10 protein-coding genes are annotated in these 15980 nt (G+C 70.6%); 5 read left to right on the top strand and 5 right to left on the bottom strand.

Features of this window, described 5'->3' with window-relative positions; all coding sequences use genetic code 11:
• The first annotated feature begins 62 nt into the window (after positions 1 to 62).
• From H0X91_RS15230 to H0X91_RS15220, 3 genes are all read left to right on the top strand, one after another.
• Positions 63 to 275 (top strand): glycine zipper 2TM domain-containing protein, encoded by a 213-nt coding sequence (locus H0X91_RS15230; protein ID WP_011545020.1) that lies wholly within the window; start codon positions 63 to 65, stop codon positions 273 to 275.
• Positions 276 to 430: 155 nt separating this feature from the next.
• Positions 431 to 745, top strand: a complete 315-nt coding sequence (locus tag H0X91_RS15225) for a hypothetical protein (RefSeq protein ID WP_442859779.1) — start codon at positions 431 to 433, stop codon at positions 743 to 745.
• 150 nt (positions 746 to 895) lie between these two features.
• On the top strand, positions 896 to 1822 hold the full coding sequence (locus H0X91_RS15220) for a DMT family transporter (protein ID WP_062910867.1): 927 nt from the start codon (positions 896 to 898) through the stop codon (positions 1820 to 1822).
• Between the two features lie 41 nt (positions 1823 to 1863).
• On the opposite strand, the gene H0X91_RS15215 is transcribed toward H0X91_RS15220, so the two are convergent.
• Positions 1864 to 2085: a hypothetical protein gene (locus H0X91_RS15215; RefSeq protein ID WP_062910868.1), complete on the bottom strand. Its 222-nt coding sequence runs from the start codon at positions 2083 to 2085 to the stop codon at positions 1864 to 1866.
• A gap of 243 nt (positions 2086 to 2328) precedes the next feature.
• Here H0X91_RS15215 and H0X91_RS15210 point away from each other — a divergent pair, with 243 nt between their 5' ends.
• Positions 2329 to 3609, top strand: a complete 1281-nt coding sequence (locus H0X91_RS15210; RefSeq protein ID WP_006483719.1) for a sensor domain-containing phosphodiesterase — start codon at positions 2329 to 2331, stop codon at positions 3607 to 3609.
• Positions 3610 to 3669: 60 nt separating this feature from the next.
• Here H0X91_RS15210 and arfB read toward each other — a convergent pair whose 3' ends face one another.
• The 4 genes from arfB to recC are packed head-to-tail and all read right to left on the bottom strand — an operon-like array spanning position 3670 to position 13419.
• Complete coding sequence (arfB, locus tag H0X91_RS15205; RefSeq protein ID WP_006483724.1) at positions 3670 to 4074, bottom strand: alternative ribosome rescue aminoacyl-tRNA hydrolase ArfB; 405 nt, start codon at positions 4072 to 4074, stop codon at positions 3670 to 3672.
• On the bottom strand, positions 4071 to 6380 hold the full coding sequence (locus H0X91_RS15200; RefSeq protein ID WP_196433121.1) for an AAA family ATPase: 2310 nt from the start codon (positions 6378 to 6380) through the stop codon (positions 4071 to 4073). The genes arfB and H0X91_RS15200 overlap by 4 nt, the downstream gene beginning before the upstream one ends.
• On the bottom strand, positions 6377 to 10084 hold the full coding sequence (recB, locus tag H0X91_RS15195; RefSeq protein WP_196433120.1) for an exodeoxyribonuclease V subunit beta: 3708 nt from the start codon (positions 10082 to 10084) through the stop codon (positions 6377 to 6379). Before recB ends, H0X91_RS15200 begins: the two co-directional genes overlap by 4 nt.
• Positions 10081 to 13419 carry an exodeoxyribonuclease V subunit gamma gene (gene recC, locus H0X91_RS15190; protein WP_080331438.1) on the bottom strand — a complete coding sequence of 1113 codons (3339 nt, stop codon included), beginning with the start codon at positions 13417 to 13419 and terminating at the stop codon, positions 10081 to 10083. The genes recB and recC overlap by 4 nt, the downstream gene beginning before the upstream one ends.
• 181 nt (positions 13420 to 13600) lie before the next feature.
• On the opposite strand from recC, the gene H0X91_RS15185 reads away from it, so the two are divergent.
• Positions 13601 to 15892 (top strand): FUSC family protein, encoded by a 2292-nt coding sequence (locus H0X91_RS15185; RefSeq protein WP_006493074.1) that lies wholly within the window; start codon positions 13601 to 13603, stop codon positions 15890 to 15892.
• The last annotated feature ends 88 nt before the right edge of the window (positions 15893 to 15980 follow it).

Here is a 15980-nt window from a genome sequence, read left to right as displayed (position 1 = left end):
GGGACATGCGCGGCCGCCAGCCGGTCGTGCGCCTTCCGTTCACTACCACAAGGACAACGATCATGAACTCGATTCGGCGTTTTGGGGTATGCGCGCTGCTCGTCGCGACCGTGGCCAGCCTGTCGGCTTGCGATTCGATGTCGCGACGCCAGCGCGATACGGCAATCGGTGCGGGTGTCGGCGGCGTCGCCGGCGCGGCGATCGGCGGCAACGCGCTGTCGACGCTGGGCGGCGCGGCGGCCGGCGGCATCATCGGTAACCAGGTCGGCAAGTAACGAGCGCGACACCGGCCGGTTGGGCGTCGCCCACCTGCAGGCCGGTCGGTTCAACGGCGTTTCCGCGGTGCGGAAGCGCCGTTTTCGTATGTGTGCCGCAACAGGCGCTGCCGCTCTGCCCGGAAATGATCGGTTACCGTTTTTCATACCGTGTCATCGGGACTCGGCCTAAGCTTGAAGCATCTGCCGATGGCCGGCTTCCGCCGGAGACACATCATGACAGGACCTTCGTCGCCGCGGCGCTTGCCTGCACGACGCTTGCCGGCTGCTACTACCCCTACGGCTACTATCCGGGCGGCTATTACACGGCGGCGCCGGTGCCGGTCCAGCCCGCGCCCGTGTATGTCGATCCGGCCCCCGCCTATTACTATCCGGCGCCAGCGTATGCGCCTGCATGGGGCGGTTATTGGGGGCCGGCGCTGTCGCTCAATTTCGGTTTCGGCGGACGCGGCGGCTGGCGTCATCACTGATCTGATCGGCCGCGCCACGCGCGGCCGGCTATCCGGCCCCCCCGGGAAGCGGCGACATTCCCGTTTCTTGTTGTTTCATCCGATCGTGAAACGACGATGCGGTAACGCGGTGTAAGATTCCTCGCATCCCGTCCCCGCCCCCGCCGATCGATGTCGCCCAAGAACGCTTTCCTGCTGACCGTGCTCGCCGCCCTGTGGGGCGCCTCCTTCCTGTTCATCCGGATCGGCGTGGTCGATTTCGGCGTCGCGCCACTGATGGCACTGCGCGTGGGTATCGGCGCGCTGTTTCTCGCGGGCTCCGCGCTGACGCGCTTCAAACCGGCCGATCTCGGCGCCCGGTTGCGCCGCCATGCGTGGCCGCTGTTTGTCGTCGGCGCGCTGAATTCCGGCATCCCGTTCTGCCTGTTTGCGTTCGCCGAGCTGACGCTGTCGGCTGGCGTCACGTCGGTGATCAATGCGACCACGCCGCTGTGGGGCGCGCTCGTCGCCTACCTGTGGCTGAAGGACAAGCTGTCGCTGCCGCGCGCGCTCGGTCTCGTCATCGGGTTTGCGGGCGTGCTCACGCTCGTGTGGAACCAGATCGCGAATGCGCACGGCGACACGGGCGCCGGCGCGACCGCGCTCGCCGCCGCGGCCGCCCTCGGCGCGACGCTGCTGTACGGCATCGCGGCCAACTATACGAAACGCAAGCTCAGCGGCGTCGATCCGCTCGTCAACGCGGCCGGCAGCATGATCGGCTCGACCATCCTGCTGCTGCCGTTCGCGATCGCGACGTGGCCGGCCGCGCCGGTCGGCGTGCACGCATGGGGCGCGGTGCTCGCCCTCGGCGTCGCGTGCACGGGCATCGCGTATTTCATCTTCTTCTACCTGATCGCGCATATCGGGCCGGCCCGCGCGATTACCGTGACGTTCGTGATCCCCGTGTTCGGGCTGCTGTGGGGGGCGCTGTTCCTCGGCGAACACGTGTCGGCCGTGATGATCGAAGGCTGTGCGATCGTGCTCGTCGGCACCGCGCTCGCAACCGGCGTGATCAAGCGGATCCCCGGCGTGCGCCCGCGCGGCGGCGAAGCGGCCTGACGATCGGCGCGCCGGGCGCACGAACTGCCGCCGGCCGCCCGTCACGCGGTAATGCCGGCGGCGAAGCGACGCGGGTGTGCCGACGGGCTGCGAATCGCATCGTGACGCGCGGACATTCGCCCCATTCGTCTGACGGCGGCGGCCACCGCCGGGATTTCCCGCATCAGCCTGCGCGTCGCGCCGCGGCGACGCACGGTCATGCCGACGCCCTGTCGCGCGATTGTCATCTGCCGCGGCGGCGCGCTTCGTTTCGCGACGGTCATGCACCGCGCGCATGCACGCGGCGCCCCTCGCTGCACCGCCGGGCACGTGCCGGAATCGCGGTGTACCGTTTGCGTCTGGAGTTACCCTGATACGCGCGCCGCGGCAATCCCGTTACACTCGGAAAACTCATCCGCAGAAGGCGGTCTCGATGCCCCACGTTCTTTTGCGTCCGCCTGCGCATGCGGCTGCATCGGCGTGGCGATGCGCCGCCGCCCCGCCGCCCGCTCCCGGGCACCGTTGACATGAAGTCCACCCGCGACCTGTCGCTCGACGCCCTGCTCGAACGCCTCACGCCGACACCCCAGGGCTGGCTCGCCACCTATCGCACCACGACCTTGCGCAGCGTGTTCCAGCCCGTGCTCTCGATCACGCACAAGCGCGTCGTCGGCTACGAGGCGCTGCTGCGCGTCGTCGACGGGAACGGCACGCTGGTGTCGCCCACCGCGCTGTTCGACAAGACGCGCGGCGACGCCGACGCGCTGCTGCTCGACCGGCTCGCGCGCTGCCTGCACACGGCCAACTTCGTCGCGCAAGGCATCGGCGACGGCTGGCTGTTCCTGAACGTGACGCCGCGCGTGCTCGATACGGGCCTCGTGCAGCGCGAGTTCGTCGAAGCGCTATGCCGGCATTTCGCGCTGCCGCCGAATCGCATCGTACTGGAAGTGGTCGAGCAGCCGGCGCGCGACGAAGCCGCGCTCGCCCGCACGATCGACATGATCCAGCATCGCGATTTCCTGATCGCGATCGACGACTTCGGCACCGGCTTCTCGAACTTCGACCGCGTGTGGCGCGCACGGCCCGACATCGTGAAGCTCGACCGCTCGCTGGTCGAGCGTTCGACCGGCTCGGCCGACGATCGCCGCATCATGCATCACCTCGTGTCGATGCTGCACCAGGCCGGCGCGATGGTGCTGGCCGAAGGCGTCGAAAGCGACGACGCACTGCAGGCGCTGATGGAAGCCGACATCGATTTCGTGCAGGGTTTCCAGTTCGGCCAGCCCGATGCGTCGATCGCGCACGCGAGCGCGGCGGCGCCCGCGATGCTCGACGCCGCGTGGCGACGCTTCATCGCGCGCCGGCACACGCCGGCGGTCGCCGAACAGCCCGGCTTCGACGCGATCGAACGGCTGGTGCTCGGCGGCGCAGCCGCGTTTTCGGCAAGCGGCAACCTGCACGACGCCGCGCAACGCGTGTTCGCGGTGCCGGCCGCGCGCCGCGTGTTCGTCACGGACGAGACCGGCGAACAGTTCCTGCCGTCGATCGGCGCCCCGCTCGACGACAGCCAGGCGAGCGTCACCCGTCTCGCGCCGCTGTTCCCGGAAACCCACAGCAACTGGTCGCGGCGCCCGTATTTCCAGCGTGCGATCGCCGCGCCGGGACGCGTCGCGCTGATGGGCCCGCACTTCTCGCTGACGGAAGGCCGCGACTGCTATACGGCCGCCGTCGCGATCCGCGCGCAGAGCCGGCTCGTCGTGTTCTGCGTCGATTTCGTGCTCGACAGCGCGGGAACCGTGATGCGCTAGCCGGCGCACTTAGCGCGCGCGTCGCAGGGTCGCCGGCGACTGGCACTGGCCCCTCGCTCGTCAGTCGATCACCTTCCCGCGTCCCGACTTCACCACGCTGCGGCGTGACTTGTGCTCGAGCCGCCGCTCCTTCGACGCGCGCGTCGGCCGCGTGGCGACCCGGGCGCGCGGCGTGTACGCGACGCTGCCGATCAGCGTATCGAGCCGGGCCAGCGCGGCCTCGCGGTTTTTCTCCTGGGTCCGGTATTCCTGCGACTTGATCACGACGATGCCATCGCGCGTGATGCGCTGGTCCGACAGCGCGAGCAACCGCTCCTTGAGGACCGGCGGCAGCGACGACGCGCGAATGTCGAAGCGCAGGTGAATCGCGCTCGATACCTTGTTCACGTTCTGGCCGCCCGCGCCCTGCGCGCGCACGGCCGTCCATTCGACCTCGGCCGGATCGAGCGTGTAGCGGATCATCATCGCGAAGCCTCCGTGCGGCGCCGGGCGAGCGCCTCGTCGACGCGGGCCGCGAGCCCCGAATCGCGCTGCGTGCGCGTCGCGACCGCCTGCGCCAGCACGCGCCGCGGCCCGATTACCTGCACGCGCGTGCGGGCGCGCGTGACGGCCGTATAGACCAGCTCGCGCGTGAGCACCCGGCCGAACGACGCGGGCAACACGAGCGCCGCTTCGTCGAATTCCGAGCCCTGCGACTTGTGCACCGTCAGCGCGAACGCCGTTTCGTGCGGCGGCAGCGCGGCCGGCGACACCGCGCGCGCGGTGCCGTCCGCGCGCCGGAACCACACGCGCAGCACACCGTGTGCGTCGGGCAATGCAATGCCGATGTCGCCGTTGAACAGCCCGAGCGCATAGTCGTTGCGCGTGACCATGATCGGCCGCCCGGTGAACCAGTGCGCACCGACCGCGAGCGGCACGCGCGCCGCATGCCTGACGTGCGCGGCCACCAGCGCATTGACGTGCTCCGCGCCGCGTGAACCGCTGCGGGTCGCGCACAGGATCCGGAACCGGTTGAGCGCGTCGAACAGCGGCAACGGATCGGGCACCGGTGCGGCCAGCGCGTCGCGCAATGCGTCGAGGTATGCGCCGAAGCGCCGGGCGAGCCGCTCGACCGTCGACGACGCCAGCGTGTCGCCCGCATCGTCGTGAAACGATGCGGCCGCCGAATCGTCGGCGGGCAGCGCATCGAGCGCCGCCTGCACGTCGCCGCGGCGGATCGCGAGCGACAGCCGTCCGATCGGCGAATCGAGCCCGAAGCGGTAATTGCGTTCGAGCCACACGACGCAGTCCGCGAGCGGCGCCGCAGCGGGCGTGATGGCGGACGCGGCAGCCGCGGCGGCTTCGCCTGCCGACGGCGATGCAGCAGTCACCGATGCGAGCGCCGCGTCGCCCGCATCGAACGGCGGCAGCTCGACGGCGTCGAGCCACGCGAGTTCGTCGGCCTCGATCCAGGCGGGCGTATCGTCCGATGCGCCGGCATCGAGGAGCGGTGCCGACTCGGTGGGTGGCGGCGGCGCGATGTCGGTCGACGACACTTCATCGTCCTGCGGTTCGTCGTCGAACAGCGATGCCTGCCGCGTATCGATTTTCGACCGAGATGCCGATCTGCGCGAAACAGGAGCGGATGCCGATGGCGGCGCCGGTGCCCGTGCGGCAGCGGGCACCGGATTCGCAACGGGAGCCGCTGCCGGCGCCGCTTCGTCCGGCACCGGCAACGCGGCGACGAACGCCGCCTCGTCGACGCCCAGCGCCTGCGCGATGCGCGTGCGCGCCGTGGCGGTGAACGCCGGCCGCGCGCTCAGCTCCGCGAATACGGCGCCGGCCTCGACCGCGGCCAGTTGGTCCTTGTCGCCCAGCAATACGAGCCGCGCACCCGGCGCGAGCGCGTCGAGCAGATGCGCGGCGAGCGCGACGTCGATCATCGACGCCTCGTCGACGACGATCAGGTCGTACGGCAACGGATTGTCGCGATGATGCCGGAAGCCGGCCGCCCCGCCGCCACCCAGCAACCGATGCAGCGTGTACGACGTGTCGGGCAGGCGCGCCGCGAGCTCGGGCGGTAGATCGCCCGCACGCGCGTGCAGCGCCTCCTGCATCCGCTGCGCGGCCTTGCCGGTCGGTGCGGCCAGCGCGATGCGCAGCCCCGGATGCGCGTCGAGCAGACAGGCGAGCACGCCGACGACGGTCGTCGTCTTGCCCGTGCCCGGCCCGCCGCTGACGATCGTCACGCGGCCGGTCAGCGCGACGATCGCCGCGACGCGCTGCCAGTCGACTTCGCCGGTAGCCGGCCCGAAGTAACGGGCGAGACTGTCGCGCAACCGGTCGGGCGACAGGCCTTCGTCCGGCGCGGCGACGCCCGCCTGCGCGACGAGCGCATCGGCGAGCCGCCGTTCGTAATCGAAATAGCGCGACAGGTACAGATGATCGTGCCGGTCGACGATCAGCGGCCGTTCGTCGCCGCGTGCCAGTGTGCCGAACGCGACCACGCCGCTCGCGGCAAGCGCCGCGCGGACCTCGTCGAGCGGCGCTTCGTAACGCTGCGCGAGCGCAGCAAGCGCGACGCACACGTGGCCACCGGCGGTCGCGCGGCTCGTCGCGAACGCGGCGCGCGCCGCCCAGCGTGCCGATGCGGACGGCGCACCGGCACGCCGCGCGAGATCGCCGATGCGGCGCGCGAAGCCTTCCGCGAGCGCGATGCCGAAATCGGCCGGCTCGGGCAACCGCGCGACGAGGCCGCCGGTAAATTCGAGCATGTCGTCGGATGCGGTCATGCGCGGCCCCCTTCCATCATCCGGTCGAGTGCGTCGACCAGCCCGCGGGCGGGCCGCCGCGCATGCACGCCCGCCGGTTCGCCGCCGCTGCGCCAGCCGGGCCGCACGCCGCGCACGAACAGGTACAGGTAACCCGCGATGTGCGTGTCGTAGTCGTAATCGGGCAGCCGGCCGCGCAGGTAGCGATGCAGCGCGACCGTATAGAGCAGCGCCTGCAGGTGATACGCGTGATCGGCCATCGCAATGTCGAGCGCGCGGGGGCCATAGGCGTCCGGCGTCGTGCCGAGGTGGTTCGACTTCCAGTCGACGATCCAGAAACGGCCGTCGTGTTCGACGATCATGTCGATGAAACCCTTGATGAAACCGGCGAGCGTGCCCGCCTCCAGTGCAACGTCCGGATAGCCGTGCGCGACCAGCAGCCGGCGCAGCGCCATCAGGTCGAGCGACGGCGCCGGAAACAGGAAACCCATTTCGTCGAGCCGCTTCGCCGGATCGAGATCGACGAGCCGCATGCCCGGCACCAGCTCGGTATGCACGACGTCGTCGACGAGCCGCGCCATCATCGCCGGCAGGCGCGCGGCAAGCGCCGGCTCGGCCTCGACCGGCCGGTCGTGCAGCGCGCCGAGCGCGGCCTTGTGCCACGACTCGGGCTCCGTGAACCGGCTGAGCTCGAACAGGCGGTGCAGGCATTCGCCGGCCGCCGCGCCGCGCGGGAACACGAGGATGTCGTCATCCGGCGGCTCGGCCGCGACCGTATCGGCCAATATCAGTTCGCCGTCCGGCGTCACCGCGGCCAGCGCATCGTGATCGGGCCGCAGTTCGTCGTCGGGCACGGCCGCGACGCCCGCCTCCTCGCGCGCCATCGATGCGGTCAACGAACTGAAGCTCGCCATCCGCCACGCATCGCGCAGCACGCGCGTCGCATGACGCGCGGCGAGCGTCTGCGATGCGTCGTGCCCGGCCGCGACACGCTCGCGGCGCGCCGGCACGGGAAGCGGCGCGACGCACACGGAGCCGCCGGCGAGCGCGCGCCATGCCGCCTCGAGCGCGGCTTCGTCGGGCGGCTCGTCGAGCCACGCGTCGAACGCATGGCCGGCACCGGCGACGAGCCAGTTGAGCACGCTGCGCCGCGCTTCGCGCGTCGAGCGCGACGACAGGTACGGCCCGGCGACGACATAGCAGCGATACACGGCGCGCGTGAGCGCGACGTAGACGAGCCGTGCGCGTTCCGCGGCCTGCTCGCGCAATGCCTGCCGCGCCGCGTGCGCGGCCGCTTCGTCATCGCACCCATAATGCAGCACCGCATCGCCCGCCTCGTCGTGATACTCGCGCGCATCGGGCAACGCGGACGACGGCGGCTCACGCAGCGCACCGTCGTTCAGGAACGGACAGAATACGATCGCGTACTCGAGCCCCTTCGACTTGTGCACCGTGACGATCTGCACGAGATTGCGATCGGATTCGAGCCGCAATTGCGCTTCCTCGCCGCCGCCGTCGAGCCGTTGCGCGGCGAGCCAGCGCAGCGTCGGTGCGATGCCGGGCTGCGCGGACGCACGCGCCTGCGTCAACTCGGCCAGATGGTTGATGTCGGTCACGCGGCGCTCGCCGTCCGCGCCGGCCATCAGCCGTTCGGCGATCCGCAGCTCGCGCGTGAACGTGCGCCACATCACCGCGAAGCCGCGTTCGCGCCACAGCAACCGATACCGCGAGAAGCGCTCGACCCAGCTCATCGCATCGGCACTGTCGGCCGCCGACGCGCCGGGTGGCGCGCCGCCGTCGCCCTGCTCCATGCGCCACAGCGCGCCGGCATCGAGGCCGAACCAGTCGGAGGCGAGCGCCGCGCGCAGACGCCGCAGGTCGCCCGGCGCATCGATCGCCGCCAGCACGCGTTCGAGCTGCTCGGCGTCGCCGGTCGAGAACACCGACGCCTGCGCGAGCTCGACGCTGCCGATGCCCCACGTCGCCAGCACGCGCTTCACGAGGCTACCCTGCCGGTGCGTCTGCACGAGCACTGCGATATCGCCCGGCGACAACGGCGTGTCGCCCAACCGCACGCGCCCTTCGCGTGCGCCGCGCATCAGCCGCGCGATCTCGGCCGCGCAAGCCTGCGCGGCCTGCGCCTGCACTTCGCGCTTGAGCAGCGTGCCTTCGCCGCCCGGCAGCGCCCACACCCGGAAATCGCCGGCCGGGCCCGGATCGGTTTCGTCGACGAACGGCGCGCGCACGCGCGTGCCGGCGCGCACCGCGTAGTAGTCGAGCCCGTCGAGCACGAACGCGCGCGGATTCGACAGGAAGAAGCGGTTGCACGCGTCGACGATCGCAGGCGTCGAGCGCTGGTTGACCGCGAGCGTGTAGCACGCGCTCGCCCGTGCGCGCGCGGCGAGATAGGTATGCAGATCGGCCGCGCGGAAACTGTAGATCGCCTGCTTCGGATCGCCGACGAGGAACAGCGGGCCGCCCGGCGCGAAGATCCGGTCGAAGATCGCGAACTGCAGCGGATCGGTATCCTGGAACTCGTCGATCAGCGCGGCCGGATAGCGCGCGCGCAGCGTCTCGGCAAGCCACGGATGCGCGTGCAGTGCGTGATACAGGTTCGCGAGCAGATCGTCGAACGACACGACGCGTCGCGTGCGCTTGCGCTCGGCCAGCTCGGCCGGCGCCATGTCGAGCCATTCGGCGATCAGCGCGAGCCAGCGGGCGCGCTGCGCGGCCTCGGCCGCGGCCACGGCCGCTTCGAGCGCGTCGGCCACGTCGAAGAACGCGTGCGCGGGCGTCGTGCCGCCTTTCTTGGTCGCCTTCGTCAGCGCGGTTTGCGTGAGCTTCAGCGCGGCCTTCGGCAGCGCGGCCGTCGCGTCGCCCTGCTCGAAATGCACCGTCCACGCGGCGAGCGCGTCAGCGACCGCGTCCGGCTTGTGCGAGCGTTGATTCAGCACGGGCTGCGCGGCGCGCAGCAACGCATCGATCGCGTCACGCTCGGCCGCCCACATCCGCGCGGCCTCCGCGAAGCATTCGGCTGCGGCCGCTTCCGCCGCTTCGTCCGGCTCGGCCACGCCGTCCCAGCGCAGCGCGGCGAGCGGCTTCTTCAGCCGGCGTGCGAGCTGCGCATCGAGCGCGGCCGGGCCGGCCCCCGATTCGACGAGCCAGGTCGCGAAGCCCGGCCAGCGCGCGGCCGCCGGTTCGACACGCGTGCGCCAGAAATCCGCCGCGAGCTCGAAGCGCAGCGACGCATCGTCGGCCTCCATGTCGAACGCGAACGGCATCGCCGCCGCGAACGGCGCTTCCTGCAGCGCGCGCTGGCAGAACGCGTGGATCGTATGGATCGCGGCCTGGTCGAACGCGCGCAGCGCGCGCCGGATTCGCTTCGCGGCCGTCTCGGGATCGAGCGCGCCGCCGTCGCCGAGCGTGGTCTCGAGCAGGCGCGCGATGAACGGATCGCCGCCGTCGTCGCCCGTATCGAGCGCATGCGCGAGCTGCGCGAGCCGGCCGCGAATCCGCTCGTGCAGTTCGGCCGTCGCCGCTTTCGTGAAGGTCACGACAAGGATTTCGTCGGCACCGAGATCCTTTTCGAGCAGCAGGCGCACATACAGCGCGCAGATGTTCCAGGTCTTGCCGGTGCCGGCCGACGCCTCGATCTGATTGACGCCGTCGAGCGGACACGCGAACACGTCGAGTTCGAGCGCCTGCGGCTGCGACACGGCGCTCATGCGACCTCCTTCAGATGCTCGACGAGCGGCTCGAACACGAGCCGCGCGAGCGTGCCGAACGGTTCGTCGAGCGACGGATGCGCGCCACGCCACGCGATCGCGATGGCCGGATCGTCGGCTTCGCTCACGACCCGCTCGTTGATCCACACGCTCGCGGCCTTCGCCTCGCCGTCGGACACCCGCGCCCATGCACTGCGCGGGAAAAACCGCAGCGGCATGCGCCGCCCCGCGCGAAACAGCGCGGCAAGCGGCGCGAGCCGCTCGAGCGGCGCCGCGACGGGCGTCAGCTCGAACGCACCGCCGCTGCCGAACCACAGCGTGCGGCGCGGGCCGCCCGGCTCGATCGCACAGTAGACGAGATGCGCGAGCCACGCGGACAGGTAGTCGCGCGCACTCGGCCGCGCATAGCGATAGATGACCTGCCCGGCCGGCGTCAGCCGGTTCAGCGTGCCGTGCAGTTCAAGCGGCGCACTCACCGCGTCGGCCGCCAGCATCGCGTCGTCGGCGCCGAACAGCGCCTGTTCGGCGTCGGGCCACTTCGGCACGACGGTGAGCGAGAACGGCCGCCGCTCGATGCCGTCGGCCAGCGCACGACGCACGTTCGACGCAAGCTGCGTCATCGAACCGAGCGCCTGGTCGCGCCACACCGCGCCCGTCGCGCCGCCGGGCAGTTCGGGGCTCGCGTCCGCGATGCGCAGCGCGTGATCGTACACGCCGCCGTCGCCCGCTTCGATCAGCAGCGGCAGCACACGCTCGGCCAGCGCGTCGCTGCCGGCAAAATCCAGCGCGAACGGCTCGGTATCGAGCAGTTCGGCCTGCGCGTCGGCCAGCACGATGCCGAGCCGGCCGCGCAGCAATGCGCGTGCCGGATGCCGCCAGAAACGTTCGAATTCGCTGAACGCAACGGGCTCGACCGGTTCGGCCGGCAGCGGCTGCGCGAAGAACGGCTGCTCGCGTGGCCCATCGCGCGATGCTTCGGCGGCCAGCAGCGACGCGAGCGTGGCCCGCTCGGCGTCGTACGAAACGAGTTCGCTGCCCGGCTGGAAATACGCGGCCGCGAACGGTTGCAGCGGATGCTCGACGATGAACGCGCGCCGCGCGGCTTCGACCGCATCCGGTGCGGCGTCGGGCCCGGCCGTGACGAGCGCCAGATGATCGAGCAGCTCGTCGACGAGCGCCGCGGGCGGCAACGGCGCGTTGTCGCGGATGCTGCGGCCCGTATAGGCGATCAGCAACCGGTCGCGGGCAGCCAGCAGCAGGTCGAGGAACAGATTGCGCTCGTCGTCGCGGCGCTGCCGGTCGCCCAGCTTCGGCAGCACGGCCATCAGGTCGAATTCGTCCGCGCGCGCGAGACTCGGCAGCACGCCGTCGTCCATCCCGAGCAGGCAGACGACGCGATACGGCAGCCCGCGCAAGCTCGTCAGCGACGAGAACGTGACGCCGCCCCACGGCACCCCGCCGCGGGCCGGATCGTCGAGCGCCGCGGCGAGCCCCGCGCGGACGACGGCCGCCGGCAACGCCTCGTCGGGCGCGCCCTCCGTCATCGCGGCCAGCATCGCATCGAGCGCGTCGCGCACGCCGGCCAGCGCGTCGGCATACGCGGCGCCCGAATCGAAGAAGCGCGCGAGCGTGTCGGCAAACAGTTCGCTCCAGCCGCGCGGCGTGTGCGACTCCTCGAGCCGCCGCGCGAAGCCGTCGAGATCATCGGTGAACCGTGCAAGCCGGCCGAGCAGTTCGGCCTCGCTGCCCGTGGCCGCCTCGATCGGCAACCACGCACCGATCGGCGCCGCGCCTTCGGGCATCGCATAGCCGAGAAAGAGCCGCGCGAGCGCATCGGAGAACGTATGGCGCGGCGCGGGCACGGCCGCGTCGTCGCTCGCGCGCGGCGACAGCCCCCGCCGTGCGCCGGCGGCCGCGAGCCAGGTCTGCACCGTTTCGAGCGCGGCCGCATCGATGTCGTAGCGCGCGGCCACCGCATCCACGCGCAGCCATTCGACCAGCTCCGGCGCGCCGACCTGCCGCTCCGGCAATGCGAGCCAGTCGAGCAGCACGCGCGCGACCGGGTTCGCCTGCGACGGCGGCAGGCCGGTGATCCGGTAAGGCACCCGCGCGCCGCCGGCGCCGGCCGTGCCGAACACCGCGTCGATCAGCGGCCCGGCCGCGGCCAGATCGGCCACCGCGACGAGCACGTCGGACGGCTGCAGGCTCGCATCGGCGTCGAACCACGCGAGCAGCCGGTCGTGCAGCACCTCGAGCTGGCGCGCGAGGCTGTGGCACACATGCACCTCGATCCCGCGCTCGACCGGCGTGTCGCCGGTTTCGGCCTCCGGCTGCAATTCGAGGATCGCGTTCTGCACGCGCGCGAGCCAGGTGGGCGCGGGATTCTCGACGAACCGCGACGCATCGCCCGACGCCGCGCTTTCAGTCAGCTCGTGCAGCATGTGCAATTGCGCCTGTGTCTGCCTGCCCCATTCGGCGAGCAGCGGATGACCGACTTCCTGATAGTCGAGCCGCCCGGCCGCATCGAGCGCCTCGGCATGCGCGGCGGTCACGATGTCGAACCAGAATTCGCGGCACGGGTTCAGCGCATAGACGCGCACGTCGATCCAGCGCGACAGTTCGCGCAACAGCGCGACGTGCAGCGGCGGCATCGTCGGCAGCGCGAACACGCTGACCGATTCGGGCCAGTCGGCGCGCGCAACCGCATCGGCATCGAGATGGCGCGCTTCGACGAGGAAGCGGTGCGCCGGCGGCGTGCCGCTGTCGCTCAGCTCGGCGAGCAGCGCGCGCCACAGCGCGGCCTGCCAGCGCTCGTCGTCGCGCGCGGCATCGCTGATCCCGCGCGGCGCGCCGTCGCCCGCGAGCACCGACTCGCCGGCCTGCCACGCGGCCAGCCATTCGGGGCGATAGGTCAGGTAGTGATCGAGCACGGCCGCGACACGATGGGCCAGCTCGTAGCGCATCGCGTCGTCGGACGCCGACAGATAGGCGGCGAGCCGCGGCGATGCGAGCCACGGCGCACCATCGGCCGCCTGCGCGAACAGCCGGTAGCAGCGCCACACCAGCCGGTCGGGCGCGAACGGGGAGCGCGCGGGCACCGTCAGCACGCGGCCGATCTGCGCCCACAGCCACTGCGCGAGATAGGTGAACTCGACGTTCGCGCACACGCCATTGCGCGCGGCGATGTCGAGCTCGAGGCGGCGACGCAGCGCCGCGCTCGGCACGATGACCTGTTGCGGCGCCCACGGGCCGTTGCGGGCCGGGAACGCGGCCAGATCCTCGAGCAGCGCGTCGGCCAGCGTTTCGTGACGGTTCGAATAGAAGAGATGGAGCATGAGGCGGGCGTCGGAACCTCGCACCGACGGGGCCGGGCGAACACAATGACCAAGGATAGCAAAGGGCTGCAGCCGCGACCATCGTCCGGAAAGCCAGCTTTTGCGAGCCGCGAAATACGATAGACTCGTCGCCAGTCAATACGCCGCCCCCGGGCGTCTTCGTCTGCCATTCAGCCCATCGATGCGCTATTCGGTCGAAATCAGAAAGTTTTTCTACAGCCAGTACTTTTTCGGCGGCCTGCGGATCGCGGTCGGCGTGTCGCTGCCGGCCGTGTTGTGCCTGATCGTGTTTCACAACCGGGAGCTCGGCTTCACGATCTCGACGGGCGCGCTCGGCGCATGCGTCGTCGACATGCCGGGCCCGCTGAAGTACAAACACAACGAAATGCTCGCGTGCAGCGTGATCGGCTTCCTGGCCGCGCTCGCCACCGGCCTCGCGACACCGAACATCTTCGCGCTGTGGCTCACGATCGTGCCGCTTACGTTCGTGCTGTCGCTGATCGTCGTCTACGGCAACCGCTGGCCGCAGATCAGCTTCGCGACGCTGTTCATGATGGTGATGACGCTCGAGGAGAAGTTCACGCCGCTGCAGGCGTTCGTCAACGCCGGCTGGATTCTCGCGGGCGGCCTCTGGTACACGTACTGGGCCACGCTCGTGTCGCAATGGCAGGCGCGCCGGATCGAGCAGCAGGCGCTGGCCGAAAGCCTGTTCGCGTGCGCCGACTACCTGCTCGCCCGCGCGCAGTTCTACGATCTCGACGCCGATCTCGACGAGTGCTACCGCAATCTCGTCGCCCGGCAGATCACCGCGGTCGAAACGCAGGAAACCGCGCGCGACATCGTGCTGCGCAACCTGCCGAAGCTGCGGCGCGGCAAGCTCGATCCCGGCCGCACGACGATGTACAACCTGTTCATCAACAGCGTCGACCTGCACGAGCTGTTCGTCGGCGCGCACACCGATTACCCGCTGGTGCGCAACACGTTCGGCGGCACGGACCTGATCATTTTCTACCGCGACCTGATCCGCAAGGCCGCCGCCGATCTCGAGGAAATCGGCCTCGCGGTGCTCGAAAACCGCGCGCCGCATTCGCGCATCAGCGTGAAGGCCGAACTGCGCGCGATCGAGTACGAGATCGAGCTGATGCGCAAGAAGAACTTCGCGGCCACCAACGCGGAAGCGTATGCGGCCGTGCTCGCGACGTTCCGGCGCATCTGGAGCGCGACGCGCCTGATCGACCGGATGCGCCGCAACCTGTCGGGCCACGCCGATCCGCAGCAGACCGAACTGAAGATCGACAAGGCGCTCACGCGCTTCCTGCAGCGCCGCCGCATGTCGCCGCTGCTGATTTTCTCGAACCTGAACATGCGTTCGCCGAGCTTTCGCCATGCGCTGCGCGTGACGATCGCCGTCGCGGTCGGCTTCTGGATCGGCCGGCTGCTGCCGCTCACGAACGCCTACTGGATCGTGATGACCACCATCATCATCCTGAAGCCCGGCTACTCGCTGACCAAGCAGCGCAACGCGCAGCGGATCATCGGCACGCTGATCGGCTGCGCGGCGAGCATCGCGCTGATCTACACGGTGAAGGAGCCGCACCTGCTGATCGCGATCATGTTCGGATCGATGGTGATGAGCTACAGCCTGCTGCTGTTCAACTACGCGGCGAGCGTCGTGTTCACGTCGTCGTACGTGCTGCTGATGTTCCACCTGCTCGCGCCGGGCAGCATGCGGATCATCGGCGAGCGCGCGATCGACACGGTGGTCGGCTGCATGATCGCGATCGCCGCGAGCCGGCTGTTCCCGTACTGGGAATACCGGCTGATGGGCAAGCTCGTCACCGACATGCTGACGTCCACGCGCAAGTATTTCGAGGCCGTGTGGCGCGCGGGGCGCGGCATGTCGCCGCCGCCGGTGCCGGCCGCCGACGGCGCGGCCGTCGTCGCGGGCGTGGCCGCCGCGGTCGAGGCGCCCGTGACCAGCCTCGACGACGACTACCGCTACCGCCTCGCCCGCAAGGACGTGCACATCGCGTTCGCGAACCTCGGGCAGGCATTCCAGCGAATGATGATCGAGCCGAAGGCGCACCAGCGCTTCGTGCCCGAACTGAACGACCTGCTCGTGCAGACGCACGTGCTCGGCGCGCAGATCACGGCCGCCGCGCCGCTGATCCGCAGCGCATGCGCGGCCGATGGCGGCCTGGTGCACGACGACGCATTGCAGCGCGGCCTCGCCGCCGTGCTCGACAATCTCGAGAAGGCGGAAGCCGGCGAGCCGCCGCCGGCCGATCAGCTCGAAGCGTCGAAGCAGATCACGCGCGATCTCGATGCGATGGTCGTGTCCGCGGAGCAATCCGACGCGGTCGGCGCGGAGCTCACGCACGACCTGAAGGTGCTCGCGCACCAGTGCAAGCAGATGCTCGCGTCGTCGCTGCTGATCCGCAAGGATGCGAGCGTGATCCGCCTGCCCGCCTGACCCCGCATCCCCGCGCCGCCAGGCCGACCCGCGCGCCGCGGATCGGCCACCGGCGCACTCCGGTTCAACGATTCCCCGAAGCATGCCC

The sequence above is a fragment of the Burkholderia sp. 9777_1386 genome (genome assembly GCF_015712265.1).
In the GTDB taxonomy this organism is placed as follows: Bacteria; Pseudomonadota; Gammaproteobacteria; order Burkholderiales; family Burkholderiaceae; genus Burkholderia; species Burkholderia cenocepacia.
Note: the sequence above shows the minus strand (reverse complement) of the source record. Positions and strands in the feature narration are given on the sequence as shown.

Bases quoted from the DNA above. Each gene is read 5' to 3' on its own strand.
- H0X91_RS15215 (WP_062910868.1), bottom strand. From the start codon at position 2,085: ATGACCGTCGCGAAACGAAGCGCGCCGCCGCGGCAGATGACAATCGCG.
- H0X91_RS15230 (WP_011545020.1), top strand. From the start codon at position 63: ATGAACTCGATTCGGCGTTTTGGGGTATGCGCGCTGCTCGTCGCGACC.
- arfB (WP_006483724.1), bottom strand. From the start codon at position 4,074: ATGATGATCCGCTACACGCTCGATCCGGCCGAGGTCGAATGGACGGCC.
- recC (WP_080331438.1), bottom strand. From the start codon at position 13,419: ATGCTCCATCTCTTCTATTCGAACCGTCACGAAACGCTGGCCGACGCG.
- recB (WP_196433120.1), bottom strand. From the start codon at position 10,084: ATGAGCGCCGTGTCGCAGCCGCAGGCGCTCGAACTCGACGTGTTCGCG.
- H0X91_RS15210 (WP_006483719.1), top strand. From the start codon at position 2,329: ATGAAGTCCACCCGCGACCTGTCGCTCGACGCCCTGCTCGAACGCCTC.
- H0X91_RS15185 (WP_006493074.1), top strand. From the start codon at position 13,601: ATGCGCTATTCGGTCGAAATCAGAAAGTTTTTCTACAGCCAGTACTTT.
- H0X91_RS15220 (WP_062910867.1), top strand. From the start codon at position 896: ATGTCGCCCAAGAACGCTTTCCTGCTGACCGTGCTCGCCGCCCTGTGG.
- H0X91_RS15200 (WP_196433121.1), bottom strand. From the start codon at position 6,380: ATGACCGCATCCGACGACATGCTCGAATTTACCGGCGGCCTCGTCGCG.